Annotated in this window: 25 protein-coding genes; 17 read left to right on the forward strand and 8 right to left on the reverse strand. The window is 49.4% G+C overall.

Going from position 1 to position 25940, the window contains the following annotated elements; all coding sequences use genetic code 11:
* Window positions 1-150: 150 nt before the first annotated feature.
* The gene (locus ACLJNW_RS03955) at window positions 151-639 is read right to left on the reverse strand and encodes a MarR family winged helix-turn-helix transcriptional regulator (protein ID WP_023194239.1); all 489 of its coding nucleotides are present in this window, start codon (window positions 637-639) and stop codon (window positions 151-153) included.
* 44 nt (window positions 640-683) lie between these two features.
* Here ACLJNW_RS03955 and ACLJNW_RS03960 point away from each other — a divergent pair, with 44 nt between their 5' ends.
* The 5 genes from ACLJNW_RS03960 (at window position 684) to ACLJNW_RS03980 (ending at window position 7512) form a co-directional block, all read left to right on the forward strand.
* Entirely contained in the window at window positions 684-2192 is a 1509-nt protein-coding gene (locus ACLJNW_RS03960; RefSeq protein ID WP_024154592.1) for an FAD-dependent oxidoreductase, read from the forward strand.
* On the forward strand, window positions 2182-3423 hold the full coding sequence (locus ACLJNW_RS03965) for an MFS transporter (protein ID WP_023204397.1): 1242 nt from the start codon (window positions 2182-2184) through the stop codon (window positions 3421-3423). The genes ACLJNW_RS03960 and ACLJNW_RS03965 overlap by 11 nt, the downstream gene beginning before the upstream one ends.
* A 69-nt stretch (window positions 3424-3492) precedes the next feature.
* Window positions 3493-5049: a PhoPQ-activated pathogenicity-related family protein gene (locus tag ACLJNW_RS03970; protein WP_072209481.1), complete on the forward strand. Its 1557-nt coding sequence runs from the start codon at window positions 3493-3495 to the stop codon at window positions 5047-5049.
* A 176-nt stretch (window positions 5050-5225) separates the two neighbouring features.
* Complete coding sequence (locus ACLJNW_RS03975; protein ID WP_000824240.1) at window positions 5226-6512, forward strand: MFS transporter; 1287 nt, start codon at window positions 5226-5228, stop codon at window positions 6510-6512.
* Window positions 6487-7512, forward strand: a complete 1026-nt coding sequence (locus tag ACLJNW_RS03980) for a zinc-binding alcohol dehydrogenase family protein (RefSeq protein WP_000864924.1) — start codon at window positions 6487-6489, stop codon at window positions 7510-7512. Before ACLJNW_RS03975 ends, ACLJNW_RS03980 begins: the two co-directional genes overlap by 26 nt.
* A gap of 58 nt (window positions 7513-7570) precedes the next feature.
* Here ACLJNW_RS03980 and ACLJNW_RS03985 read toward each other — a convergent pair whose 3' ends face one another.
* Together ACLJNW_RS03985 and ACLJNW_RS03990 are read right to left on the reverse strand one after the other, a co-directional pair.
* Window positions 7571-8362 (reverse strand): FadR/GntR family transcriptional regulator, encoded by a 792-nt coding sequence (locus ACLJNW_RS03985; protein WP_001518759.1) that lies wholly within the window; start codon window positions 8360-8362, stop codon window positions 7571-7573.
* A gap of 45 nt (window positions 8363-8407) precedes the next feature.
* Window positions 8408-9499 carry a choloylglycine hydrolase family protein gene (locus ACLJNW_RS03990; protein ID WP_024154590.1) on the reverse strand — a complete coding sequence of 364 codons (1092 nt, stop codon included), beginning with the start codon at window positions 9497-9499 and terminating at the stop codon, window positions 8408-8410.
* 428 nt (window positions 9500-9927) lie between these two features.
* On the opposite strand from ACLJNW_RS03990, the gene ACLJNW_RS03995 reads away from it, so the two are divergent.
* Genes ACLJNW_RS03995 through hypA form a run of 9 tightly spaced genes read left to right on the forward strand, consistent with a single transcriptional unit; the run spans window position 9928 to window position 17158 of the window.
* Window positions 9928-11031 (forward strand): hydrogenase small subunit, encoded by a 1104-nt coding sequence (locus tag ACLJNW_RS03995; protein ID WP_001194448.1) that lies wholly within the window; start codon window positions 9928-9930, stop codon window positions 11029-11031.
* 2 nt (window positions 11032-11033) lie between these two features.
* Window positions 11034-12836, forward strand: coding sequence for a nickel-dependent hydrogenase large subunit (locus ACLJNW_RS04000; RefSeq protein ID WP_023204396.1), 1803 nt, complete (start codon window positions 11034-11036; stop codon window positions 12834-12836).
* Window positions 12787-13530, forward strand: a complete 744-nt coding sequence (gene cybH, locus ACLJNW_RS04005) for a Ni/Fe-hydrogenase, b-type cytochrome subunit (protein ID WP_023204395.1) — start codon at window positions 12787-12789, stop codon at window positions 13528-13530. The genes ACLJNW_RS04000 and cybH overlap by 50 nt, the downstream gene beginning before the upstream one ends.
* A 5-nt stretch (window positions 13531-13535) precedes the next feature.
* Window positions 13536-14144, forward strand: a complete 609-nt coding sequence (gene hybD, locus ACLJNW_RS04010; protein ID WP_000852664.1) for a HyaD/HybD family hydrogenase maturation endopeptidase — start codon at window positions 13536-13538, stop codon at window positions 14142-14144.
* Window positions 14144-14443 (forward strand): HypC/HybG/HupF family hydrogenase formation chaperone, encoded by a 300-nt coding sequence (hypC, locus tag ACLJNW_RS04015; RefSeq protein WP_000334904.1) that lies wholly within the window; start codon window positions 14144-14146, stop codon window positions 14441-14443. The genes hybD and hypC overlap by 1 nt, the downstream gene beginning before the upstream one ends.
* Window positions 14440-14850 (forward strand): hydrogenase, encoded by a 411-nt coding sequence (locus ACLJNW_RS04020; RefSeq protein ID WP_000155985.1) that lies wholly within the window; start codon window positions 14440-14442, stop codon window positions 14848-14850. The genes hypC and ACLJNW_RS04020 overlap by 4 nt, the downstream gene beginning before the upstream one ends.
* Before the next feature lie 17 nt (window positions 14851-14867).
* The gene (locus tag ACLJNW_RS04025; RefSeq protein ID WP_023204286.1) at window positions 14868-15929 is read left to right on the forward strand and encodes a hydrogenase expression/formation C-terminal domain-containing protein; all 1062 of its coding nucleotides are present in this window, start codon (window positions 14868-14870) and stop codon (window positions 15927-15929) included.
* The gene (locus ACLJNW_RS04030) at window positions 15917-16804 is read left to right on the forward strand and encodes an ATP/GTP-binding protein (protein ID WP_001189401.1); all 888 of its coding nucleotides are present in this window, start codon (window positions 15917-15919) and stop codon (window positions 16802-16804) included. The genes ACLJNW_RS04025 and ACLJNW_RS04030 overlap by 13 nt, the downstream gene beginning before the upstream one ends.
* Before the next feature lie 12 nt (window positions 16805-16816).
* On the forward strand, window positions 16817-17158 hold the full coding sequence (gene hypA / locus ACLJNW_RS04035) for a hydrogenase maturation nickel metallochaperone HypA (protein ID WP_000544772.1): 342 nt from the start codon (window positions 16817-16819) through the stop codon (window positions 17156-17158).
* Window positions 17159-17298: 140 nt separating this feature from the next.
* Here the strand turns inward: hypA and ompC are convergent, their stop codons facing one another.
* Window positions 17299-18417: a porin OmpC gene (gene ompC, locus ACLJNW_RS04040; RefSeq protein ID WP_000758335.1), complete on the reverse strand. Its 1119-nt coding sequence runs from the start codon at window positions 18415-18417 to the stop codon at window positions 17299-17301.
* 716 nt (window positions 18418-19133) lie between these two features.
* On the opposite strand from ompC, the gene ACLJNW_RS04045 reads away from it, so the two are divergent.
* Window positions 19134-19676 carry a YybH family protein gene (locus ACLJNW_RS04045; RefSeq protein WP_000513122.1) on the forward strand — a complete coding sequence of 181 codons (543 nt, stop codon included), beginning with the start codon at window positions 19134-19136 and terminating at the stop codon, window positions 19674-19676.
* A 55-nt stretch (window positions 19677-19731) separates the two neighbouring features.
* Here the strand turns inward: ACLJNW_RS04045 and ACLJNW_RS04050 are convergent, their stop codons facing one another.
* The 4 genes from ACLJNW_RS04050 to sad form a co-directional block, all read right to left on the reverse strand.
* Window positions 19732-20646 carry a bestrophin family protein gene (locus ACLJNW_RS04050; RefSeq protein ID WP_023204287.1) on the reverse strand — a complete coding sequence of 305 codons (915 nt, stop codon included), beginning with the start codon at window positions 20644-20646 and terminating at the stop codon, window positions 19732-19734.
* A gap of 258 nt (window positions 20647-20904) precedes the next feature.
* The gene (locus ACLJNW_RS04055) at window positions 20905-21264 is read right to left on the reverse strand and encodes a DUF4186 domain-containing protein (RefSeq protein WP_000992451.1); all 360 of its coding nucleotides are present in this window, start codon (window positions 21262-21264) and stop codon (window positions 20905-20907) included.
* A complete protein-coding gene (glsB, locus tag ACLJNW_RS04060) occupies window positions 21264-22190 on the reverse strand; it encodes a glutaminase B (RefSeq protein ID WP_024154589.1) in 927 nt (308 codons plus the stop codon). Before glsB ends, ACLJNW_RS04055 begins: the two co-directional genes overlap by 1 nt.
* Window positions 22191-22262: 72 nt before the next feature.
* The gene (sad, locus tag ACLJNW_RS04065) at window positions 22263-23651 is read right to left on the reverse strand and encodes a succinate-semialdehyde dehydrogenase (RefSeq protein WP_000178409.1); all 1389 of its coding nucleotides are present in this window, start codon (window positions 23649-23651) and stop codon (window positions 22263-22265) included.
* 102 nt (window positions 23652-23753) lie between these two features.
* Between sad and ptrR the strand changes: the two genes are divergently transcribed.
* Both ptrR and ACLJNW_RS04075 read left to right on the forward strand, forming a co-directional pair.
* Window positions 23754-24626, forward strand: a complete 873-nt coding sequence (ptrR, locus tag ACLJNW_RS04070) for a putrescine utilization regulator PtrR (protein WP_023209367.1) — start codon at window positions 23754-23756, stop codon at window positions 24624-24626.
* A 115-nt stretch (window positions 24627-24741) separates the two neighbouring features.
* Entirely contained in the window at window positions 24742-25932 is a 1191-nt protein-coding gene (locus tag ACLJNW_RS04075) for a sugar transporter (RefSeq protein ID WP_000154617.1), read from the forward strand.
* Window positions 25933-25940 lie beyond the last annotated feature (8 nt).

The following is a 25940-nucleotide window of genomic DNA, read 5'->3' on the forward strand; positions in this document are numbered from 1 at the left end:
TAGCCGTATTCTGCAGTATACGTTGGCCTTTCAAAGGGTGAAAATTAACTCGATAAATGTTGTTGTTATATTTACTTTGCTGGCTATTTAATCAATGTCAGATACCGATATTAACCTGGACGATCGGATTTGACCGCCCTTTTCTTTTGCTTATTCCGGTATTGAAGCATCGCTATCCATTGCATCGGCAAACTTTTGCATTAACCGAACAAAGACATCAAGTTCATCCTGAGGCCAGTCTTTAAAAACAACTTTGCCCATTTGCTCTCGCGCAGCGTCTATACGCTCCGTCATCGCCTTTCCTGTACGGGAGATAACGGCCTCGCGTATACGACGATCGATGGCATTATGCTGCCGTATTATCAACCCCAGCTTCTCCAGTTTAGCGACCTGTCGGCTTACCGTCGTATAATCACGACCGGCACGTTCGGCTAACTCAACAACGCCAATCGGCCCTAAACGTTCGATACTAATAAGGATCGAAAATAGCGCGCGATCGAGTTGAATGCCCGCCTCTGCAATTAATTTCTCATCATTACGAGGCCGGTTGAGCGCGCTCACCACGCGAATCAACGCACCGTGAAGAGCCTTCATTTGCTCGGAAATATGTGTATCTTGCACATTTTTATTTTCTGACATAGCATGTCTCCTCTTATGTGCATAATACACATAATGGAGAGACGATGACAACATACACCACTACAGATGTACTGATCTGCGGCGCTGGCGTTACCGGGCTTACTTTAGCCATCGAACTGGCGCGTCACGGGGTCTCATTTCGCCTGATTGAGAAAAGAACGACGCCTTTTACCGGTTCCCGCGGTAAAGGTATTCAGCCGCGAACGCAAGAAATCTTCGAGGATCTTGGGATACTCAATAACGTGGTCGCCGCCGGCGGGCTCTATCCCCGATTACGAACCTACCGTCATGACGGAAGCTATGTAGATTCAGATATTGCGCATCATACAAAACCGACCCACGCCGAACCCTACCATCTGCCATTGATGGTTCCACAGAACGTGACAGAAACGATTATGCGGGAGCAATTAAAAGCATGGGGACATCGGGTGGAGTTCGGCTGCGAATTACGACATTTTGCGCAAACCTCACGCACGGTCACCGCGTATGTTGCCGGGCCGGCTGGAGAAGAGGTCATCATCGCGCATTATTTGATAGGCGCGGATGGCGGCGGAAGCTTTGTCAGAAAAAAATTAGGCGTCAGCTTCCCCGGCCGTACGTTGGGAATCCATGCGCTTGTGGCTGACGCTTCGCTTTCCGGTCTAAACCGGGATGTATGGCACCATTTTAACGATGGCGATATGACGCGGATGATAACGATTTGCCCTCTCGCCGGCACGCAGCTCTTTCAAATCCAGGCGTTGTTGGCCCCGGACGACTCGCAGAATTTCTCAGCCGACGTGCTCACGGCTTTTCTTACTGAGCGAATCGGGCGGACGGATGTTCGCATCCATTCGATTCCCTGGGTATCGAAGTACCAGATGAATGCGCGCATAGCGGAACATTACCGTGTGGGTAAGGTATTTTTAGCCGGTGATGCTGCTCATGTGCATCCGCCGACGGGTGGGCAAGGGTTAAATACCAGCATCCAGGATGCCTATAACCTGGGATGGAAAATGGCAGCCTCGCTGCGGGGCGCAGGAGAAGAGCTTCTCGATAGCTATGAACAGGAACGCCGCCCGGTAGCCGAATCACTGCTCCACCTTTCTACCCGATTACTTGACTCTCAAAAACAGGGTGGCATCAAACGAGAACGCGACGTTCAACAACTTGACATCCAGTATACCAACTCCCCCTTAGCCCACACGTTGCCCGAACGTCAGCATGGGTTACAAGCGGGAGAAAGAGCTCCGGATGCTCCTCTTTTGGGCGCTGGCGGCCAATCATTACGATTATTTCAGTTACTACAAGGTCCGGACTGGAATCTGTTGGCCTACGAAACCCACGGTAAGGTCATCGATGCGCGGCGAGGACTGCGTATTCATCACATTGGCGAGCAGGACGAGCTCATCGATACCCTGGGGCACTTCCGGGAGTCCTATCATCTGGCCCCGGGTCAATGCGTGCTGATCCGACCCGATGGCTATGTCGGCGCATTCTTTCACGGCAAACAGAGCAACGATATTGAAAATTATCTCTCTGGTTTTGCCATAGGGATTAAAGATGAATACTAATGTCTATGAGAACACCGACAGCGAAACTATCACCCCGCTCAACAAGCGGCGTATTTTGCCTGTTTTCCTGCTTGTCGGCCTTTATGCCGCCAGTACCGCGGCTGTAATGTCGGTACTGCCTTTTTATATCCGCGAGATGGGCGGTTCGCCGCTTATCATTGGAATCATCATCGCCACTGAAGCTTTTAGCCAATTTTGTGCGGCGCCCCTGATTGGCCACCTTTCCGATCGCGTTGGCCGCAAGCGAATACTGATTGTCACGCTGGCTATTGCGGCGATAAGTTTACTATTACTCGCCAACGCGCAATGTATCCTGTTTATCCTGCTCGCCCGCACGCTTTTTGGCATTAGCGCCGGAAATTTGTCAGCCGCCGCAGCCTATATTGCCGATTGTACGCACGTCAGAAATCGGCGTCAGGCAATCGGTATCCTCACAGGCTGCATTGGTTTAGGCGGTATTGTCGGGGCAGGCGTTTCCGGGTGGTTATCGCGTATCAGTCTGAGCGCGCCGATCTACGCCGCCTTTATACTTGTCCTTGGGTCTGCCCTGGTCGCGATTTGGGGGTTAAAAGACCCTTCCACAACATCACGTACCACAGATAAAATAGCGGCGTTCTCTGCCCGCGCTATTTTAAAGATGCCTGTCCTTCGCGTCTTAATCATCGTAATGCTTTGTCATTTCTTCGCCTATGGCATGTACTCTTCACAATTACCTGTTTTTCTTTCTGACACCTTCATCTGGAATGGGCTTCCCTTTGGGCCAAAAGCGTTAAGCTATCTGTTAATGGCGGACGGGGTTATTAATATTTTCGTTCAGCTATTTCTGTTAGGTTGGGTGAGCCAATATTTTTCGGAGCGAAAGCTAATTATCCTCATCTTCGCCCTTCTTTGTACTGGATTTCTCACTGCGGGTATCGCCACGACCATACCTGTGCTTGTTTTTGCTATCGTTTGTATTAGCATCGCTGATGCGCTAGCCAAACCCACTTATCTTGCCGCCTTGTCCATCCATGTATCGCCTGCCCGACAAGGTATCGTCATCGGAACGGCGCAGGCATTAATCGCAATCGCTGATTTTATATCCCCCGTATTGGGCGGATTTGTCCTGGGTTATGCTCTGTATGGCGTCTGGATCGGTATAGCTATCTCTGTCGCCATTATTGGTCTGGTGACGGCAATGATTTACCTTTCAAAAAGTTCAGTGCTAATAGTGAAACCAGAAACAGAATAATGTGACAACGTCACAAACATTATTGTTCCCTTCTTCCGTTATTTATCAAAAGTATTGTACTTATATTGAATGTTTAAGAGGTATTTATGGAAATTATGCTGGCTGGCATTTGCCCTTGTAAAGCGCGGGGAAAGCATGAAAAAAATATATCTCGTTGTTATCGTACTGTTTTTCATTTCTACAAAAGTTTATACACTACTTCATAACAACATCTTCTTTTGTCGAAACAGCCCGGAGTGTGATTTGTCTCATGTTCTCCCCGACTACCGGGAGCAGATTTCAGGCACACCGCTAAAATATACCTTGATTAATACAGCTCCATTAGCACAGGTGGTAGTCAGACACTATGAATTATTATCGCAACACTGGTCGCCAGATGACATGGTAACCCCTGCGCAATGGCGACATAACGTTGATATTTATATCCCTGAAACGGCAAAAGAGCACCATGCTTTGGTGGTTGTAAACAACGGAATTAATTATGATAAAGGCGTACAAATCACTGGTAAACCCGGTGATTTCCCCCAGGAAACACTGGCAAGCATCTCCCGTGATACGAATACCATCGTAATATCAGTGAGTGATATACCTAACCAATATTTAACCTTTCAGGATGATAAAAAACCACTGAAAGAGGACGAAAGCGTTTCCCGAAGCTGGGCATTATTTATGGAAGCGCCGGAGCAACGTAAGTTAATGCCTTTAAATATTCCTATGGTCACTGCCATATCGCAAGCGATGAGATTAGCAAAAAAGGAGTTAACGCAATGGAATATAAATTCCTTTATCATTACAGGTATTTCAAAGCGTGGGTGGACCACCTGGTTGTCAGCTATTGCCGATCCTGATGTTGAAGCAATTGTTCCCTTCGCCATTGATCTACTTGATATTGATGCTTCACTTGAGCATATTTATCAATCATACGGTGGAAATTGGCCCATTACATTCTACCCCTACTACCAGCAAGGCATAGATGAGAAAATAAAATCCCCCGCATTTACCCAGCTAAGGCAAATAATAGATCCGTTAAGATATCTCAACACTATTTACCAACCCCGCCTTGCAATACCGAAATATATTATTAATGCAAGTGGCGATGATTTCTTCGTACCAGACAATACTCGCTTTTATTATAGCAAACTTCTTGGCGTAAAATCATTACGTATAGTGCCTAATATGAACCACTACTCAATTAACCAGTTCGCTGAAGGAAGCCTCGTTCCATTTATTAACCGGTTTCAAAGTAAAAAAACATTACCACAGTTGATCGACCTTATTCACCACCACCTTCTTACGGTCTATTTCTCAGAAGCGCCGGTAAAAGTCGTTCGCTGGACAGCCAACAATCCAAATGCGCGTGATTTTCGTTATGCCTGTGGTATCCGCTATCAGCCGCTTACAATAGATAGTCCCGTCAACAATAAGATCAGTATTACGCTAAATGAACCGAAGACAGGTTGGGAAGCTACCTATATCGAAGCAACTTTTAATGATGGCTATGTCGCCACGAGTCAGGTTTATATTACGCCCGATGAAAAATACCCACAGACAGCGCCACCTTCCGTTAAAGCCGCATGTCAAACTTTACCGGGGCGTGGATTAGGGGAAAACGATAGCTCCGATTGAATTTTCAATTAATCAACTGATTTTAAAGAATTTAATCCATCACACTTGCGATGGATAAAAATCCCCTGTGATAAATTTTTGTTATATTGATCACGTTCTAACCACAAGAGAGGTGATTTGAAAATAACCTTAAAATATTGTGGTCAGGCCGCTAGACCACAATAAGAGGATTAATCATGAAAAGAAAAACAATGGGATGGCTTATCGTTTTTCTTCTATTTATAGTTTACATGCTCAACTATATGGATCGTTCAGCATTGTCGATAACTGCCCCCTTGATCGAAAAGGAGTTAGGATTTAACGCCGCGGAGATGGGGATGATCTTCAGCGCGTTTTTTATCGGATACGCCCTGTTTAATTTTATTGGTGGCTGGGCCAGCGATAAAGTTGGGCCAAAAACGGTTTTTCTCATCGCAGCGTTACTATGGTCTGTATTTTGTGGCTTAACTGGTTTAGTCACCGGATTGTGGACAATGCTTATCGTGCGCGTTCTTTTCGGTATGGCTGAAGGGCCGGTCAGCGCTGCCGGAAATAAAATCATCAATAACTGGATTTCCCGAAAGGAGTCTGCCACGGCGATCGGAATTTTTAGCGCCGGTTCCCCGCTCGGCGGCGCGGTGTCCGGGCCGATTGTGGGCCTGTTGGCGTTATCCTTAGGCTGGCGCCCCGCATTTGGCATTATTTTCTTATTTGGCCTGGTCTGGGTACTACTGTGGTACTTTATCGTTAGCGATAAGCCAACAATGAGTAAACGCCTGGCGCCGGAAGAACGCATTGATTTTGAAAATCATGAGGACGTTATTTTATCTGATGATGGCCGGGCTACGCCTTCACTCGGCTATTACATGAAACAACCAATGGTATGGGCGACAACTCTGGCTTTTTTCAGCTACAACTATATTCTTTTTTTCTTCCTGACCTGGTTCCCAAGTTACCTGAACCATTCGTTACATCTCGATATTAAAGAAATTAGTATCGCCACGGTAATTCCCTGGGTCATCGGCGCCATTGGTATGGTACTCGGCGGCGTCTGTTCCGATGTAATTTATCGGATTACCGGTAATGCTCTGCTCTCACGTCGACTTATTCTGGGCGTATGTCTGGCAGGCGCAGCGGTATGTGTTGCCGTTTCCGGTACTGTTAGCACTATTGGTAGCGCAATTACGCTCATGTCAGTTTCACTCTTCCTGCTCTATTTAACGGGCCCAATTTATTGGGCGGTTATTCAGGATGTTGTTCATAAAGATAAGGTAGGGAGCGTCGGCGGAGCCATGCATGGCCTGGCTAATATATCCGGCATTATCGGTCCGCTTGTCACCGGTTTTATCGTTCAATTTAGCGGTAAATATGACTATGCGTTCTATCTGGCTGGTGCTATCGCTATCGTTTCAAGCCTGTTGGTCTTCGTGTTTGTAAAAAGTAAAGGATTCAAAGCCAATGAAAGTCAAAGCTGTGTTCATTAATAAGCCTGGTGAAGTTGAAACCCGCTGGGTGGATTATCCCCATAAGAAAGAAAATGAAGTATTAATTAAGGTTGATGCTGCAGGCATTTGCGGATCGGATATCGGGGCTTTTCGTGGAACGAACCCACTGGTTACTTACCCAAGAATTATTGGGCATGAAGTGACCGGAATTGTTCTTCAGGAAGGCGCCGGAATGCCGGACAATATTAAAGAAGGTGACCGCGTAATTGTTGACCCCTATATTTATTGTGGTCACTGCTACCCTTGCTCTGTCGGCAGAACTAATTGTTGTGAAAATTTAAACGTCATTGGCGTGCATGTCGATGGCGCAATGCAGGAGGTGGTTACTCATCCCGCACATTTAATTCATAAAATACCAGATAATGTGCCTTCTGAAATGGCGCCGCTGGCAGAACCGCTGACCATCGCTCTGCACGCGCTGCATCGGGCAAACGTTAAGGCCGGGGAATATGTTGCCATCATCGGCGCGGGGGCCATTGGTCTTATGGCGGCATTAAGCGCGCGTCATTACAAGGCAACGCCTATTCTGATCGATATTGTGGAAGAAAGGCTACGCTATGCGCAAAAGCTTGGCGTTCCTTATGTGCTGAACGCCGCTGACGATCAGGTTATCGACGCTATTAAAAATATCACCCACGGCACCATGGCGCAGGTCGTGATAGAAGCTTCCGGCGCAAATAGCGCTATTCGAAATACGCTTGATTTAGCATCGTTTGCTGGTCGTATTTCGTTTACCGGATGGCCAAAACAGGAAACGTCGCTGCCGACGAACCTGATCACCTATAAAGAACTGGATTTACGCGGTTCCCGCACCAGTGCCGGTGAATTTGATGAGGCATTACGTATGCTGTCTACGCTGGAGATTAATCCGCAAGATGTCGTCAGTAAGGTCGTCAATCTTGATGAGATCCCTGATGCAGTTAAAGAACTTGATCGCTATCCGGAGCGCTACTTAAAGATTAATGCTGTTTTCCATTGATTTACGGCAAGCTCCACCGCATGGCATGACCGCCATGCGGTGTTATTCATCGACAAAATTAGCCGCCGACAATCTTTCTCACATAGCGTAAATGTTCCAGCGATCCCTCATAGGCGCTGTCAGCATCAGACTGTCGCATCGCATCCACTATCGCTTTATGTTGTTTGTTGAGATTAAGTAAAACATTTCTGTCTCCAGACTGCTCGTCGAGCCCAGCATAAGGGATATTAATCCGTTGTTCCCATAACATACGGGACATATCGAACAACACCCGGTTACGGCTGGCCTCAGAGATCGCAAGGTGAAACTCTTTATCCAGCGAGTAAAAGCCGTGGACGTTATTATCGTTAATGGCTTGATCCATACGATGATAAATCGCCTCTATTTGATTGATGACGTCAACGTTATCGTTTTGTGCGGCTAAGCGCGCACAATGGCTATCGACCAGCTCGCGAGTAGAGAGAATTTCTTCGATGGTATAGTCGCTGGCAAGGTGTTTTTTATCTGAAACGATAACCCCATTACCGGACTGAATCACGATCCATCCGGAGATCTCCAGTACAATAAGGGCTTCTCGCAAGGAGGCGCGGCTCACGCCAAGCTGTTTTGCCAGTTCGCGTTCTGGCGGTAAAAAAGTTCCCGGGGGAAAAATATTATCATTGATCAGCTTAATGATGAGGTTGGCTATCTTCTGATAGAGCCTCTCCTGCCTGACCTCAGGTATAACCATGCGCCCTCCAATCCATATCCAGGGGATTTTGAATGGATTTAGCATACCATCCTGGCGCTGGTGATCGTGATAATTAATTACCGTGCATGATAAAGAGAAGCAACCGCCGGTAGTCTCCATTACCTTCGCCGAGACTACCGGGGAAACTAAACCGAGACGAGCGATTTATCCTTTGACGTTGATTTTCTCGAACACGGGCGCTGTCGCGTTCTTAAACTGAGAAAGAGACCAGGTTTTATAGTTGATATCATTGTAGCCGCGCACCATCATCTCACCGTGCGTTAAGTCAGACAGCGTTGTCCAGACCGTATATTCTGAGACCGGTTTGCGGGTGGCGTTGCCTTCCCCTTCACTCCCCATATAGTCAACCGTAATATTTTTCGGACGATCGAAACGGCTCATAATATGTGCAAGCGTATTCATTGCGTCGTGGGCGGATGTCGCTTGCGGCGCATATGTGGTGTAATAAACGCCGCGTATAAAACGGGAAACCGACGTATCGGACGATGGCAAGTCTGCAATAGCAATCCCGCTATCAGGCTGCATCACTTTTATCCCGCCCAATGTGCCTGAAGAGCGGTCCACATTGGTTAATTGCGTATAATTATTCAGATTTGTCAGATGCCAGGGGAATGCGGGACCATTTGTCATCACGCGAGTGGGATTGTCATAGACATGGAATTTGCCATTTTCCACTTCAACGACAATGCTCCCTCCTTTCTTGTCGTAAAACGCGTAATGAAATGGCGATTTCAGATCGCCAAACCGATGCAGTTCCGGTGACCAGAATTTGCCCTCTTTTATTGCCTGTTTTACCTCGCCGACATTAGCAAAACGGGCCAGCGCCCATTCTCCCAACGAGGTGACAGGAATTGCCTGTTTATATTCACTCGCAGGCAATGGCGGCAACTGCGCATTCATGATCATGTTTTCACTAAATGACAATCCCGCGCTATTCATGCCTTCAAGTATGTCTCTGCTATCGCCATCAGTAATGGTGGAAGTAATGGCCAGTATCGGATACTTCGCCTGATAGCTTATCCCCTGGCTGCCATCCGGCGTTTTTTTATCAAACTGTGTTCCCGCCGGGTAATACGTTAACCACGAGGGTAAATCCTGCATATACTCCAGCGTACGCCCATGAAAAATATCGCCTTGTTTATCCTGAATAGCAAGGGTTGTGCAGGCCTGTGCAGCCAGGGCGTATGAAAACAGCGCCGGAGCGATAAATAACATTGTTTTACTTTTGTTCATCATGCTCTCCTTGTTTGTAAAATGGATTGGACGAATATATTAAATTAAACCTATCAATGGTTATGCGGCACGTAATTAATTGTGATCTTATTTTACAAGCTAATAAATTTAACTGACGGGTTTAAAGGAGAGTTAAACAGAGCGAGCTAACATGAAAACGCGTTATCCGTGTGACCATTTAAAAAAATCCCATCATGTTATAAATAAAAAACACGGTTTCTTATCAACATTAAGAGATGCCATCACAACGCTATATTTACTCAACATCACCAATAACATTAAATTAATTTATGTTTTTGAGTAATGTGAGTAGCACACATGTAATCAGTTGTTACGAATTAGAAACATAATTGCTACTAAAACACGTTGAGAAAGACAAGAAATGCAACATATGATGCCCACACTAACTATAGTGGTTTGGGATAAACGTTATGCAAACACAAGATACATTTTATCAAGTTATGCGTAGACACGGCGTGACAAGGCGTAGCTTCCTCAAGTTTTGCAGCCTTACCGCAACGTCTTTAGGCCTGAGCAGTTCGATGATTCCTCAAATAGCTTATGCCCTGGAGAATAAACCGCGTACGCCAGTGATATGGCTGCATGGTCTTGAATGTACCTGCTGTACCGAATCTTTCATTCGCTCTGCGCACCCGTTGGCAAAAGATGCCATTTTGTCGCTCATTTCCCTGGATTATGACGACACCATTATGGCCGCCGCAGGGCAACAAGCTGAGCAGGCGTTGGCGGATGTGATGCGTGAGTACAAAGGAAATTATATCGTTGCTGTGGAAGGTAACGCGCCGCTGAATGAAGATGGGATGTTTTGCATACTGGCTGGCGAGCCGTTCCTGGAGAAGTTAAAACGCGTCAGCGCGGATGCTAAAGCGATTATCGCCTGGGGGTCCTGCGCATCATGGGGCTGCGTGCAGGCAGCCCGTCCCAACCCAACTAAAGCCACGCCGGTTCACAAATTAATTACCGATAAACCCATTATTAAAGTGCCAGGCTGCCCGCCTATACCTGAAGTGATGTCCGCCGTTATCACCTATATGCTGGCATTTGATCGCATCCCTCCCCTTGATCGTCTTGGACGACCAAAAATGTTTTATGGCCAGCGAATTCATGACAAATGCTACCGACGCGCGCATTTCGATGCCGGTCAGTTTGTGGAAGCGTGGGATGACGAAGGCGCCAGAAAAGGGTATTGCCTGTACAAGATGGGCTGTAAAGGCCCGACCACCTATAACGCCTGTTCAACCGTTCGCTGGAATGATGGCGTGTCTTTTCCTATCCAGTCGGGTCATGGATGCCTCGGATGTTCGGAAGATGGATTCTGGGATTACGGTTCTTTTTACAGCCGGGCAACGGGCATTCCGCAAACCGGCATTGAGGCTACCGCCGATAAAATCGGACTGGGCGTTGCTGGCGTCGCGGGCGCTGCCGCCATCGCTCACGCCACGGTGAGCGCCATAAAACATGCCCGCAATAAAAACAACACGTCATCAGAAAACGCTCCGGAAGAGAAAAAATAATTATGGCATATCCTTATCAGACTCAGGGTTTTACGCTGGACAATAGCGGACGGCGAATTGTGGTCGATCCGGTTACTCGCATCGAAGGGCATATGCGCTGCGAAGTGAATATCGACAGTAATAATGTCATTACTAACGCCGTGTCGACCGGCACCATGTGGCGCGGCCTGGAGGTTATCCTGAAAGGTCGCGATCCGCGAGACGCCTGGGCATTTGTTGAACGCATTTGCGGCGTCTGCACCGGTACACACGCTCTGACCTCAATCCGTGCCGTAGAAAATGCGCTGGGAATCGCGATTCCGGACAACGCAAACTGTATCCGTAATATGATGCAGGCTACGCTACACGTTCACGATCACCTGGTGCATTTTTATCATCTGCACGCGCTGGACTGGGTCGATGTAGTTGCCGCCCTGAAAGCCGACCCGCATCAGACCTCCGCCATCGCGCAAAGCCTTTCCGCATGGCCGCTATCCTCGCCGGGATATTTCCGCGATTTGCAAAATCGACTGAAGCGGTTTATCGAGTCCGGTCAACTTGGCCCTTTCCGTAATGGCTACTGGGGACATCCGGCGATGAAACTTCCGCCGGAAGCCAATTTGCTGGCGGTCGCCCACTATCTTGAAGCGCTCGATTTTCAAAAAGAGATCGTAAAAATTCACACCGTTTTCGGTGGTAAAAACCCGCATCCTAACTGGCTGGTGGGCGGCGTTCCTTGCGCCATCAACCTTGACGAAACGGGCGCGGTCGGCGCAGTGAATATGGAACGCCTGAACTTTGTCAGTTCCATCATCCAAAAAGCTCGCCAGTTCTGCGAACAGGTTTATCTTCCGGACGTCTTGCTGATTGCCAGTTATTACAAAGACTGGGCAAAAATCGGCGGCGGGTTATCGAGCATGAACCTGCTGGCTTATGGCGAGTTTCCGGATAACCCTAACGATTATTCCGCCAGTAATCTTCTGCTTCCGCGTGGGGCTATCATTAACGGTCGTTTCGACGAAATTCATCCTGTCGATTTAACCGCCCCCGATGAAATTCAGGAGTTTGTCACTCACTCCTGGTATACCTATGGTAACGGCAATAACGATAAAGGCCTGCATCCGTGGGATGGTCTGACCGAACCGCAACTGGTCATGGGCGAACACTATAAAGGCACAAAAACCTTTATCGAACAGGTGGATGAGTCCGCTAAATATTCATGGATTAAATCGCCGCGCTGGAAGGGACATGCGATGGAGGTAGGTCCGCTGGCGCGTTATCTGATTGGATATCATCAAAATAAACCGGAATTTAAAGAACCTGTGGATCAACTGCTTAGTGTATTAAAGCTGCCTAAAGAAGCGCTCTTTTCTACATTAGGACGTACTGCCGCGCGTGCGCTGGAATCCGTATGGGCAGGCAATACGCTGCAATATTTCTTCGATCGTCTGATGCGTAACCTCAAGTCCGGCGATACGGCGACGGCAAACGTCACGCTCTGGGAACCCGATACCTGGCCTACATCGGCAAAAGGCGTTGGTTTCAGCGAGGCGCCGCGCGGCGCGCTGGGGCACTGGATAAAAATTGAAAATCAGAAAATCGACAGCTATCAGTGTGTGGTACCGACAACCTGGAATGCCGGGCCACGTGACGATAAAGGTCAAATTGGCGCGTACGAAGCGGCGTTAATGGGGACTAAACTCGCCGTTCCCGATCAACCATTGGAGATTTTACGTACTCTGCACAGCTTCGATCCCTGCCTGGCCTGCTCCACCCATGTTATTGATAATCATGGAGGGGAGCAGGTCAGGGTTCAGGTACGATGACGACGATTCGGAGGTCTCAATGCATCTCAAAGAAATAACCAGCCAGGGGTACTATATCTATGAAGCGCCGGTCCGTTTATGGCACTGGATCACGGCGTTATCCATTGTCGTCCTGGCTGTTACAGGATATTTCATTGGCCGCCCCCTGCCATCGATTCAAGGTGAAGCGACCTTTATGTTTTGGATGGGCTGGATACGACTGATCCATTTTACCACGGCATATATTTTTACTGTCGCGCTGCTGTTTCGTATTTACTGGGCATGTGTCGGCAATGAGTACGCCAGGGAGATGTTTCTGGTTCCGTTCTGGCGCCGCGCCTGGCGTAAAGGCGTTATCAGCGAAATCCGCTGGTATTTTTTCCTCGAAAAAGAGGCCCATCGTTACTATGGACATAATCCGGTAGCGGGACTGGCGGTAATGTTCTATTTCTGGATGTCCGTACTGATGGTGTGTAGCGGCTTTGCGCTCTATGGCGAAGGGCTTGGAACAGACAGTTGGGCGTATCAATTGTTTGGCTGGATGATTCGCCTGACTGGCAACGATAGCCTCGCGCTGCATTTCTGGCACCGGCTGGGCATGTGGTTCATTATCGCCTTCGTCATTGCGCATGTTTATACCGCTATCCGTGAAGACATTATGAGCCGACAAAGCGTGATTTCCGTCATGATAAGCGGCTGGCGCTGGTTCAGGTGATAACAATGGCAGAAGTAACAATCTTAGGGCTTGGCAACCTGCTTTGGGCAGATGAAGGGTTTGGCGTCAGAGCGGCGGAAAAGCTGTTTGAACAGTATGCCGATAACGAGAAAGTTGACGTTGTTGATGGCGGTACGCAGGGGCTGGCGCTGCTGCCCTGGCTGCAACAGACAGAAAAACTGTTAATCATGGATGCTATCGATTTTGGTATGGCGCCAGGTTCGCTGGCGATGTTTCGTGATGAACAGGTTCCCGCCTATCTGACGGCGAAAAAACTCAGTTTACATCAGACCAGTTTTTCTGAAGTGCTGGCATTGCTGCAATTAACCGGTGGCCAGTTATCGGAGATTGTGCTGATTGGCGTGCAGCCGGAATGTCTGGATGACTATGGCGGGAGTCTTACGCCGCAGGTAAAGGCGCAACTGATGCCTGCGGTCTATCTCGCGCAGGAAGTGCTGGCGCAATGGGGTATCACCGCCTCTTCAGCGGCCTTGCCCACTGAAAGACTCAATCATTACAGCCTGTGTATGGAACGCTACGAAGATGAACGCCCAGATGCGCAAAGCGCTTGCCGGGTCGGCGATATTCGGGTGCTACAGAGAGAGAAATCATAATGTGTATTGGCGTTCCTGTGCAGGTTATTTCACCCGGTCAGTGGTTCGCCAAATGCCGCGACCGACACGGCGAGCTTATCGACGTTGATATTCGGCTTGTGGCTCCCCCCTTAGCAGGCGCATGGCTGCTGACATTTGGCGGCGCAGCACGACGAGAAATGGACGAAGCGGAAGCCGCTGAGGTACTGGCGGCGCTGGACTCACTGGAACAGGCCATGCTCACGCAAAGCGATCCGCTGACCGGTTTTGCCGATTTATTGTCTCGCACGCCTGAATTACCGGAGCATTTAAAAAAATGACTATCTCACCCCAAAATCCTGTTTGTCCACTGGCGGATAAAGGCTTTCTGGTTACCGATGCGCAAACGCTCCCGTCGTTGATTAATGCGCATCCGACTGTGCTGGTTTTGCTGCAAAGCGACCCCAACAAACATCCGGAGGTCGCCGACAGTTGGGTCATTATCCCGGAGATACTCAAGCAATTTCCGGCGACGTCTTATACCGCGGCATTTGCGGATAGCGAACAGAGTGAACTGATCGCCCGGGAGTATCGCATTCTGAAATATCCGGCGCTGCTTTTCTTTCGCCAGCACCGTTTTGTCGGCAGTCTGGCGGGATTATATAGCTGGCAAGAATACTCTCAGCGGGTGGCCGCATTGCTGACCACACCGGGCTATCGTCAGGATATTCCCGTTATCACGCAATAGAATGAAAGGTAACACACGTGAATCATTCCAGAACTATTCCAGTCGTTAATATTGCCGGACCAGGCTCGCAGCCAGAAGAGGAAGACTTTAACTTTCTTCCCATCCCCGCCGGCATTAATCTCCCACTGACGCCGGTTTTACCGGAACAGGCGCTGCCCGCTGAGCTTCGTGTTGCCAGACACGTCCTGACTACGCTTATTCGCGATATGGATAACCCGGTGGCAACGCTCCCCTTTCCCCTGAGCTATAAGCTGAATGCCACTGAGCAACAGAATAGCGGTTTGTTGGATCAACTGCTCGGCGAAGGTGAAATCTCCGCCCGGGTACTATTATCCGATGGAAAAGAACAGCGTATTCAGGAGACGGTTTTTACGGGCGTCTGGCGTGTGCGTGAATATAACGCTGACCAGCAACGGGTTGCCGATGAAATTATCATTGGCCCGATCCCAGAGAGCATCTGGCAGACGCATCCGCAGCCGCCGATTACGCCAGAATTGCCGCCACAACCGGCGGGATTGATGAATGGTGCCTTTATCGCGCATGAAATAGCCGAGCGCGTAAAACAGCCGGTAAAAGAGCCGCATATCATTAACTTAACGCTGTTGCCAGTAAACGATGCCGATCGCGAGTATCTGGATCATTTTTTAGGCGAAGGTTGTAGCGCTATTTTTTCACGCGGATATGGTAAATGCCGGATTGTAAGCACGCATTTTCCCGGCGTATGGCGGGTCAATTATTTCAATGATATGAACACATTACTGCAAGATATGATTGAGATAGCGGACATTCCTGATATCGCCGTTGCAGGCATCGATGATATCGAAGATGCCTACGCGGGGCTAAAAAATACGTTGGAATGGTTGAAAGAATACCCGGTTACAGAAAATGAGCCAGTGGTGCGCATGGAGTGCAAAGTATGTTGGTGGGTTTACGACCCTGCGCTGGGCGATGATGTATGGCAAATTCCACCCGGCGTGCCCTTCAGCCAGTTACCTGATTACTGGTGCTGTCCGGTTTGCGAAACCAGTAAGTCCGGGTTTATGGTGATCGATGAAGGTAATAGTTCGTGCAAAGATTGACCGTCTATTCTCACCCGCTACGGATTATCTGGCAGGAGGCGCCGATCGGTCGTTTGTTACAGGGCGCAACGCCGGTATACGCAAAAACGCTTATTTCACGTTTGTTTACGTTGTGCGCTCAGGCGCACAGCGCGGCGGCGGCTTTACTGTTGTTTCCTGAAAAGAAGCCAGATATGCAGGCCGCACAACAAGAGCTGGCGCGAGAAACGCTCCGTCGCGCGTTGACAGACTGGCTCCCCCTGTTTAGCCACCGACAGGCAACCGCTGAAGAATGGGCGTTGTTACGTCGCGGAGAGTTATCCCCGCTGGCAAGCACAATCTTTTTTGACGATGATCCTCAGACCTGGCTTGCCGCTGGCGTAAAGGGCTGGGAAGCCTGGTTTTTGCAAGAGCGTTCTGAAACCGCCCGCTGGCTGGCGGCAGTACAGAATATCATTACACCTACACTACCGATGGCATCGTCCCCGGACCATACGTTAATAACCCATGGTCCCCTGGATGTCTCGCCTCTGGCTATCGAATATCCGCTGCTGTCAGCCTGTTGTCTTAGCGGTAAAACGACTGCGCTACGTCTGCTGGCCCGCTGCATTACGCTCGCCCGAAGTTTGAGCGCCCTTCCCACCCTGCGCTGGAATCGTTTTGATGATGGCGAATGGAAAATAGCGGTAGTGGAAACCGCGCGAGGATGGTTAGTTCATCAGGCCAGACTGACGACGTCAGGCAATATTCTTGATTACCGTATTATCTCGCCTACCACACGTCACGCCCAACCTGACGGCGTCATTGCTCGCGAACTGGCCACTATTCCACTCTCATTGTGGTCGCAACAGTTACAGGTAATTGATCCTTGTGTCGCCGTAAATATTGTTGAATGAAGGAGCTGGCCCATGCATGAATTAGCCCTGGCGCAAAATATTATCGAATTGCTGGAGGAACAGGCAGTAAATCACCAGTTCAGCAAGGTAAAGCAAGTCTGGCTGGAGATTGGCGTTATGGCCTGTGTTGAGGTGCCGGCGCTGCATTTTGGCCTGGACGTCGCCGCTCGTCATACCCTTGCTGACAATGCGCGTTTCCACATTACTATCGCACCGGCGCAAGGTTGGTGTCTGTCCTGTAATCAACCCTTCACCTCTCAAACATCCACACTCTGTTGTCCCTTTTGTCATTCAGGCAAAGTGCAGATAGATGACAGTAGCAGAATGCGCATTCGCGAGATCGAAGTCGAATAGTCAACGAATAGGCAATAAAAAAGGACGCCAGAAGCGTCCTGAAATAATAAAAGAATAAACTGACAATAATAAAGGTTAAGCAGTGACACAGTTTTGGGAAAAGGAGGGTATCCCTAAACTGTCTTAATCAGCAAGTTTTATCAAAACTCGTAGACTAAGCCGAGCGCCACGGTGTTGTCTGTATTAGGATTCGATGGGTTGCCATCTTTTAGCAGATTGATTTTGTAGTCAACATACGCGGACATATTTTTATTGAAGTAGTAATAGGAACCCACATCAATATATTTCACAAGGTCGAACGAACCCAGTCCATCAACATCATTGGCTCTGGATTGCAGGAATGCCAGTGACGGGCGTAAGCCATTATCAAATTGATATTGCCCTACCATTTCCCAGTTATCGGTTTTATGTGCAAAGCCGCCCAATGTATCGCCCATATAGGTCATATCATAAGTACGGGTATAGTTTGCCGCCAGGTAAATATTATTGGCATCATACTTCACGCCGCCAGTCCAGGCTTCAGCGCGGTCGCCATTGTCGTATTTATCTTGCGTCATCTGATCAAGCGTGCGTTTGGAACTGGTATAGGCTGCCCCCAGGCTCACCCCCATGCCCAAATCATATGTCGCTGATGCCCCGAAACCATCGCCATTCTGGTACGCGATACTTTTTCTGGCATTATTACTTAAAGGATCGCCTTCTTTCGACAGGCCGTCATTTTTACCCTGATACTGCAACGCAATATTCAGACCATCAACCAGACCAAAGAAATCATTATTGCGATAAGTCAGAACGCCATTCGCGCGCCCGGTCATAAAATTATCGGAAGCTTCATACGAATCATTACCAAATTCAGGCAGTACGTCAGTCCATGAACCAATGTCGTATAACACGCCATAGTTACGACCATAGTCAACAGACCCCATATCGGCAAATGCCAAACCAGCAAAACCGAGACGCGTCCAGCTTTGCGGGGAACCGCTGGAGTCACCATCTTCAGGACGATTGGCGTTGACCTGATACTCCCACTGTCCAAAACCGGTTAGTTGATCGGTAATTTGAGTCTCGCCTTTAATACCCATACGGATATAAGATTGATCGCCATCCGTACTATGATTACTGGAAAAATAATGCAGGCCGTCGACCTTGCCATACAAATCCAGTTTATTGCCATCCTTGTTATAGATTTCTGCTGCGTTGGCGGCTCCAGCCATCATCACGGCTGCGGCTACCGCAGATAACACCACTACTTTTTTCATTTTATATGCCTTATTTGTCTTATTTTTGGACTTTCCGCAAAACCTGCTCGCGGAACTGTCCAGGACAATATCACTAACAATTACCGTGCGTTAAGTTTCAAAGTGTAATATTAGCTTGCTATGTATTAGTGATGTTAAAATGCAAGTTAAGCATGACTACATCAATGATATACCCTGTTTTCTGCTGTAATAACAAGGGGGTTACCAGTAGAGAACTGGCTTACGGTCGGGGATGCCAGGGCGAGAATGGCACTTAACACTCGGCTGGCATTCGTTAAGACGGAATCATAATCAAGTCAGTTGAGGCCACAGCCCTTCTTATTTTTGTGTATAATTTGTTACGTTTACATTTATTTTTAAATTAGCGTTATGAAAATATCAGTACTACTGAAATAGCACTTCTTCGCTTCGTGTATTTTTACTATGGTTAATTATCACATAGCGCAAACGGTCATTTGTGTATCACTATTCATAAGATTAACTATTTACCAGTGGTAATAAACATAAAAGTAAGTCAATGGACAACAACAATACTGAAACTCTAAATGTTGATATTTTGAGTCATGCCGTTACAAACAAATACGATATTCTTAATTGCACTACTCCCTTTTCGGGGTAATTTTATAGAAGGATGTTTTTTATTGTTCGTGAGTCATGCTCCTTTAGTATAAAGGTGAACGTAACAGGAAAGATAAAGCGTCTCAAAAACAGACCATATGGGTATAACTATTATGCAAAAAACGTCACTATTGTTTTCGGCCGCCGCGATAACGTTAACTCTGATGGCGTCATCGGCATCAGCGGCAACGCCAACCGCCGCACAAAATGAAGCTACGTCGACCGTTAAACAAGAAATTACAGAAGGCATTAACCGTTACCTTTATTCAATAGATAAGGCAGACCCAACGTTAGGCAAGCAGCTCTTTTATGTTTCACCGGAAACCAGTTTTATTCATCCACGCGGTCACGAACGCGGATGGTCGCAGATCGCTGAAAATTTTTATGGCACCACTATGGGTAAAACCTTCAGCAAACGCACGTTAAAACTGGACGCTCCCCCGGCTATTCATGTGTATGGCAATGCCGCCGTTGCAGAGTTCGACTGGCATTTTACCGCGGTACGCCGTGATAATGGGCAGACTCAACACACGACAGGCCGCGAAAGCCAGGTGTGGGCGAAGATACCAAACACAGGATGGCGAATCGTTCATGTCCACTACTCCGGTCCAGCCAAAACCGGCGTTGGAGAAGGCTATTAAACTTTGCTATTCAGGTTATGGCGCAGATGAACATTCTGCGCCAGTTAAGTCGAGCTCAGGTCAGTTGATAGCGTTTATCCGGTATCCGTTTTGCCGGAATATCCCTTTCATCATTCATTTGCAGTAAATCGATTTCTATCGCATTGCATATCGCATCCAGCGGTAAATCATTATTTTCAGTACCGAACGGATCTTCCAACTCTTCTGCTAACGCATCCAGCGCGATAAACGTATAAGAAATCAGCACCGAAATAAACGGCGTCATATAGTGCAGATCAACCACCAGTGCAAATGGCAACATAATGCAGAAAAGATAAACCGTACGATGCAAAATTAACGTATAGGCAAAAGGCACCGGCGTGTTGGCGATGCGCTCACAGCCGGCCAATACTGACGACATATCATTTAAGCGGTTGTTGAGGCTATGAAATAAAATATCGGAAAGCTTTCCGCTGCGGCGGCGAATCGCCAGCCACTCTCCCATCAGCAATAAGATACGATTAGCGGGCGAATGGGAAGCGACAACTTTCTGTAACGCGCTCTGGTCAAGATAGTTGCCCAAAACTTGCGTCTGAGGCTGTCGACGCAATGTCATACGCAAACAGTGGGCAAAAGCGATTTGTAATCGAACAAAATCCTCGATACCGCGTTCATCAGGTAAGGTTGTTTTCACCTCACGCAGTATTGAGCGTGAAGCGATCATCAACTGCCCCCACAAATGTCGGGCTTCGACGTAACGCGCATAACAGGCATTATTGCGAAACCCCAGAAAAATGGCGATAGCGACGCCCAGTATGCTAAACGGCGCAAGGGTAAACTTAATACCCAGCATTGTGTACCAGGGCAGCATGATAATAACGGCGATAGAAAGAAGAAAGTTAAGGAGCAGTCGTGAAAAGATTTTAGATAACACGGAACCATGCCAGACAAATATCAGGCGAATCCAGTGCTGTTGTGGTCTAACGATCATGATTATCTTCAGCAGGTAAAAAAGCACTGTCATTAAACGTGATCCAGATCAAGGTTGCAAGCTTCTGGTGATACACGGGTTCCCTGCCCTGTAGAACATTTTTTTGCACAGTGCTGACAGGCGTTGAAAAAAAAAACAACTAACTGTATGTTGTAACTAAATATGCGCTTCAGCGCATGAGATATATGACGGTCAACGGCTGCTATCAGTGGTATGAGGGTAATTTATCAGGGAAAGCGTCAGCAACGACGCGCTGCTCTACCGCTGATTCATTTGTATGACCAGCCAGTAATGGATAACGCTGACAATATACTGTTGCTGCGCTTTACTCAGCGGTTCTCCCTGAGGTATCTGGTGCCACTTCGCCAGGCACCCGCGACAGCAGGTTGCCGTCGCATGTTGCGCGATAAATACCGGATGGCCCCGCATCGGCGTTTGCTTACCATCATTCGCCGGGTGAGCTGGCGCCAGTCGCTGGGCGATAAAATCGGCGGCGTGTTTATCAATCACCTCCGCGCCTTTATCCCAGCAATATTGTCTTTCTTTTATCCCGAGACGAAAACGCGAACGAAATGTCGATCGCGCCAGGCGGGCAAAGAGCGGTTCAAGCGCATTCATCAGTATACCGAACGTCCTAACGTTTGTGTTAATTGCTCAAGCGCGGCGATACCTGCCAGAGAGTTTCCCGCAGGATCCAGCTCCGGACTCCAGACGGCAATCGCCATTTCATGCGGCACTATGGCGACAATACCGCCGCCCACGCCGGATTTAGCGGGCAATCCCACCCGCCAGGCAAACTCGCCGGCATTCTGATACATCCCGCTGGTCGCCATTAGCGCATTAATCTGTCGGGCCTGCATGGGGGTAACTACCGGCTCGTCGAGATGAAACGCCTCGCCCTGATTCGCCAGAAAGACAAACGTCCTCGCCAGTTCCATGCAGCTCATTTTCAACGCACAGTAGTGAAAGTAATTTTGCAACACGGTAGGCACATCATGATGAAAATTACCGAATGATTTCATCAGCCAGGCAATAGCGGCGTTACGGGCGGAATGCTCAAATTCAGAACGCGCGACCGTAGCGTCATACGTAATATCCGATACGCCGCAAAGCGCGCGCACAACTTCCAGCATTCGCTGACGCGGCGCGCTAAGCCGCCCTTGCAACATGTCGCATACCACCAGCGCGCCCGCATTAATAAATGGATTACGCGGGATGCCTTGTTCCATCTCTAACTGAACCAACGAATTGAACGGCGAGCCGGAAGGATCTTTTCCGACACGCTGCCAGATCTCCTCTTCCGGATAATGACGCATCGCCACCACCAAACTAAGCACTTTCGAAATGGACTGAATAGAGAAGCGTTCGTACGCATCGCCCGCCTGATAATGCTGCCCGTCCACGGTACAAATCGCTATCCCCAGCTTTGAACCCTCGACGGACGCTAATGCCGGAATATATTCAGCGACTTTGCCCTGGCCAATGAGGGGGCGAACGCGCTGTAAAATCGTCTCTAAAATTGCATTATCCATGGCCCTGGCCACAACATGCTCCTTGCTCGCAGGTCTGAAAAGGCCTGCGAGTATAGCAGAGGGTGCCACGCGACGTCAGGGCGATTAGACGCGGTTCTTCCAGACGGTCTGCACATTACAAAATTCGTGTAAACCAAAGTGCGAAAGCTCGCGACCGAAGCCGCTTTTCTTCACCCCGCCGAATGCCACACGCGCATCGCTGGCGCTGTAACCATTAATGAATACCCCACCGCACTCAAGACGCGCCGCCATCTCCGCGGCCAGCGTATCGTCGGCGGTAAAGATCGTCGCCGACAGGCCAAACTCACTGTCATTCGCCAGCACGAGGGCGTGCGCCGCATCTTTTGCAACGGTAATGGCGGCAACAGGCCCAAAAAGCTCCTGACGAAATGCAGTCATGTCAGGTGTGACATCCGCCAGAACGGTCGCGGCATAATAGTTGCCCTCCCCGGCGATTTTCTCTCCGCCCAACAGTAGCCGTGCGCCTTCGGCGACGGAAGCCTGCACCTGTTGATGGAGTTCATCACGCAAATCAAAGCGCGCCATCGGCCCCAGGTCATTCTCTTCAACCAGAGGATCACCTATCTTTAATGCTGCGGCAGCCGCCACAAAGCGATCGGTAAACGCCTGCGCAATGCCCTCTTCGACAATAAAACGTTTGGCGGCGGCGCAGACTTGTCCGGTGTTTTGATAGCGTCCGGCAACCGCGGCTTTTACCGCCAGCTCGAGATCGGCATCATTGAGTACAATAAACGGATCCGAGCCACCCAGTTCCAGTACGCACTTTTTCAGCGCCGCCCCAGCCTGAGCGCCAATCGCCGCGCCGGCGCGCACGCTACCGGTCACCGTCACCGCCGCGATTCGCGGATCGTTAATCATCTGACTCACGCCCTCATTATTGGCGTTCACCCATCCATAGACGCCAGCGGGAGTACCGGCTTCCGTCAAGATTCGGGCTATCATCTGCGCGCAACCCGTGACATTGGGCGCATGTTTTAACAAGTAGCTATTCCCCGCCAACAGTATCGGCACTGCCCCGCGTAACACCTGCCATAAAGGAAAATTCCACGGCATTATCGCCAGAATGACGCCCAGCGGACGGTATTCAATCACCGCCTGCTGATTTTCTACCAGCGTAGGCTCAGGATTCAGCATTGCCGGGCCATGTTCCGCATACCAGTCGCATAACGCGGCGGATTTCGTCACTTCCGCACGCGCCTGCTTTATGGGTTTACCCATTTCACGCGTAATACATTGCGCCATCTCTTCTGCATGAGCGCGAAGCGCCTGACCAATATCGCGTAATGTTTGCGCCCGTTGCGCTACTGATGTCATTTTCCACTTTTTGAAACCGCTCGCCGCCAGACTCAGCGCATGTTCAATCTCTTGCGCGTTAGCCCAGGGCATTGCCGCCAGCGTCTGGCCGGTCGCAGGATTCACGGATAACGCCTGTGTTGCAGTCATCATGGTCATGTTCTTTCTCTCGTTATCAGGGGAGTTGTACCATCATGACGCCCTTTACCCTTTCTGAAAAATGAATAATATTAACCAGACTATTCACGAACTGAGAAAACCATGGACCTGACGCAACTGGAAATGTTTAACGCTGTCGCTCTGACGGGCAGCATTACGCAGGCGGCGGCAAAAGTGCACCGCGTTCCGTCCAATCTGACCACGCGTATCCGCCAGCTTGAAGCCGACCTGGGCGTCTCTCTGTTTATTCGCGAAAACCAGCGACTCAGGCTGTCACCAGCCGGGCATAACTTTTTACGTTACAGCCAGCAGATCCTGGCGCTGGTCGATGAAGCCCGCATGGTGGTTGCCGGAGAGGAACCGCAAGGACTGTTTTCACTCGGCGCGTTAGAAAGTACTGCCGCCGTACGTATCCCCGCGCTGCTGGCGGGTTATAACCAGCGTTACCCTAAAATTCAGTTCGCGTTAACGACCGGTCCTTCCGGCGCCATGCTAGATGGCGTGCTCGAAGGAAAGCTGAACGCCGCCTTTATTGATGGCCCGCTAATGCATCCGGGGCTGCAAGGTATACCGGTTTACCAGGAAGAGATGATGATCGTCGCGCCACACGGCCATTCCGTCATTTCGCGGGCCAGCGAGGTGAATGGTTGTAACATCTATGCTTTTCGCGCCAACTGTTCTTACCGACGGCATTTCGAAAGCTGGTTTCATGCCGATGGCGCGACCCCCGGTACGATTCACGAAATGGAGTCATATCATGGAATGTTGGCGTGCGTAATTGCCGGCGCAGGTATTGCGCTGATGCCAGCAAGTATGCTCAACAGTATGCCAGGACATCATCAGGTGGAAGCCTGGCCGTTGGCGGAGAAGTGGCGCTGGCTTAACACATGGCTAATGTGGCGGCGCGGGGCGATGACGCGTCAGCTTGAGGCCTTTATCGAGTTACTTAACGCCCAACTGGCGAGCGTCGACTGAAGACGAAACGGCCTGCGAAGTAAATGAGAAGCAGGTCACAAAATGATTGTCTTTTCGCCAGTAAACGTTTTAAGATCGCGGCCTCACCTTCTCGCAACTAACCCGAAATATTTTTATGACAATCAATCCAGTTTCCCGCAAGGTCGCGTGGCTACGGGTAGTTACGCTTGCTATTGCCGCTTTTATTTTCAATACCACAGAATTTGTGCCGGTTGGTTTGCTGTCAGACATTGCTGAAAGCTTTCATATGCAAACCGCGCAGGTCGGCATCATGCTAACCATTTACGCCTGGGTAGTTGCCGTCATGTCGCTGCCTTTTATGCTTCTTACCAGTCAAATGGAGCGCCGTAAGCTACTCATTTGTCTGTTTGTTTTGTTTATTGCCAGCCATGTGCTCTCCTTCCTGGCATGGAACTTTACCGTACTGGTCATTAGCCGTATTGGCATCGCTTTCGCCCACGCTATTTTCTGGTCGATAACCGCCTCTCTGGCGATCCGCCTGGCCCCTGCCGGGAAACGCGCGCAGGCATTAAGTCTGATAGCGACCGGCACCGCGTTGGCCATGGTGCTTGGGCTGCCGATAGGTCGCGTTGTTGGTCAGTATTTTGGCTGGCGCACCACCTTTTTTGCCATCGGCATGGGCGCATTAATTACGCTGCTATGTCTGATTAAGCTTCTACCGAAATTGCCGAGCGAGCATTCCGGCTCACTAAAAAGTTTACCTTTGCTATTCCGGCGCCCGGCGCTAATGAGCCTCTATGTACTAACCGTCGTTGTGGTGACTGCGCATTACACAGCTTATAGCTATATTGAACCGTTCGTTCAGAATGTCGCCGGGCTCAGTGCGAATTTTGCTACCGTCCTGTTACTGATCCTCGGCGGCGCCGGGATCATCGGCAGCCTCGTGTTTGGTAAACTGGGTAATCGCCATGCCTCGTCGCTCGTCAGTATCGCTATTGCCCTGCTGGTTGTCTGTCTGCTTCTGCTGCTGCCTGCGGCGGATAGCGAAGCGCATCTGGCCATACTGAGCATTTTCTGGGGCATCGCGATTATGGTGATAGGGCTCGGTATGCAGGTGAAAGTACTGGCGCTGGCCCCGGACGCGACCGATGTCGCAATGGCGCTATTTTCAGGCATCTTTAATATTGGTATTGGCGCTGGCGCGCTGGTAGGCAATCAGGTGAGTTTGCACTGGTCAATGTCGGCCATCGGCTATATTGGCGCCATACCCGCCTGTGCCGCGCTGGTATGGGCTGTGCTCATATTCCGCAAATGGCCAGTGACGCTGGAAGAACAACCGCATTAAGACATTCG

The sequence above is a fragment of the Salmonella sp. SAL4457 genome (assembly GCF_046548235.1).
Lineage (GTDB): Bacteria > Pseudomonadota > Gammaproteobacteria > Enterobacterales > Enterobacteriaceae > Salmonella > Salmonella enterica.

Coding starts and splice junctions, on each gene's coding strand:
- ACLJNW_RS03955 (WP_023194239.1), bottom strand. CDS start 639: ATGTCAGAAAATAAAAATGTGCAAGATACACATATTTCCGAGCAAATG.
- ACLJNW_RS03960 (WP_024154592.1), top strand. CDS start 684: ATGACAACATACACCACTACAGATGTACTGATCTGCGGCGCTGGCGTT.
- ACLJNW_RS03965 (WP_023204397.1), top strand. CDS start 2,182: ATGAATACTAATGTCTATGAGAACACCGACAGCGAAACTATCACCCCG.
- ACLJNW_RS03970 (WP_072209481.1), top strand. CDS start 3,493: ATGTTTAAGAGGTATTTATGGAAATTATGCTGGCTGGCATTTGCCCTT.
- ACLJNW_RS03975 (WP_000824240.1), top strand. CDS start 5,226: ATGAAAAGAAAAACAATGGGATGGCTTATCGTTTTTCTTCTATTTATA.
- ACLJNW_RS03980 (WP_000864924.1), top strand. CDS start 6,487: ATGAAAGTCAAAGCTGTGTTCATTAATAAGCCTGGTGAAGTTGAAACC.
- ACLJNW_RS03985 (WP_001518759.1), bottom strand. CDS start 8,362: ATGGAGACTACCGGCGGTTGCTTCTCTTTATCATGCACGGTAATTAAT.
- ACLJNW_RS03990 (WP_024154590.1), bottom strand. CDS start 9,499: ATGATGAACAAAAGTAAAACAATGTTATTTATCGCTCCGGCGCTGTTT.
- ACLJNW_RS03995 (WP_001194448.1), top strand. CDS start 9,928: ATGCAAACACAAGATACATTTTATCAAGTTATGCGTAGACACGGCGTG.
- ACLJNW_RS04000 (WP_023204396.1), top strand. CDS start 11,034: ATGGCATATCCTTATCAGACTCAGGGTTTTACGCTGGACAATAGCGGA.
- cybH (WP_023204395.1), top strand. CDS start 12,787: ATGTTATTGATAATCATGGAGGGGAGCAGGTCAGGGTTCAGGTACGAT.
- hybD (WP_000852664.1), top strand. CDS start 13,536: ATGGCAGAAGTAACAATCTTAGGGCTTGGCAACCTGCTTTGGGCAGAT.
- hypC (WP_000334904.1), top strand. CDS start 14,144: ATGTGTATTGGCGTTCCTGTGCAGGTTATTTCACCCGGTCAGTGGTTC.
- ACLJNW_RS04020 (WP_000155985.1), top strand. CDS start 14,440: ATGACTATCTCACCCCAAAATCCTGTTTGTCCACTGGCGGATAAAGGC.
- hypA (WP_000544772.1), top strand. CDS start 16,817: ATGCATGAATTAGCCCTGGCGCAAAATATTATCGAATTGCTGGAGGAA.
- ompC (WP_000758335.1), bottom strand. CDS start 18,417: ATGAAAAAAGTAGTGGTGTTATCTGCGGTAGCCGCAGCCGTGATGATG.
- ACLJNW_RS04045 (WP_000513122.1), top strand. CDS start 19,134: ATGGGTATAACTATTATGCAAAAAACGTCACTATTGTTTTCGGCCGCC.
- ACLJNW_RS04050 (WP_023204287.1), bottom strand. CDS start 20,646: ATGATCGTTAGACCACAACAGCACTGGATTCGCCTGATATTTGTCTGG.
- ACLJNW_RS04055 (WP_000992451.1), bottom strand. CDS start 21,264: ATGAATGCGCTTGAACCGCTCTTTGCCCGCCTGGCGCGATCGACATTT.
- sad (WP_000178409.1), bottom strand. CDS start 23,651: ATGACCATGATGACTGCAACACAGGCGTTATCCGTGAATCCTGCGACC.
- ptrR (WP_023209367.1), top strand. CDS start 23,754: ATGGACCTGACGCAACTGGAAATGTTTAACGCTGTCGCTCTGACGGGC.
- ACLJNW_RS04075 (WP_000154617.1), top strand. CDS start 24,742: ATGACAATCAATCCAGTTTCCCGCAAGGTCGCGTGGCTACGGGTAGTT.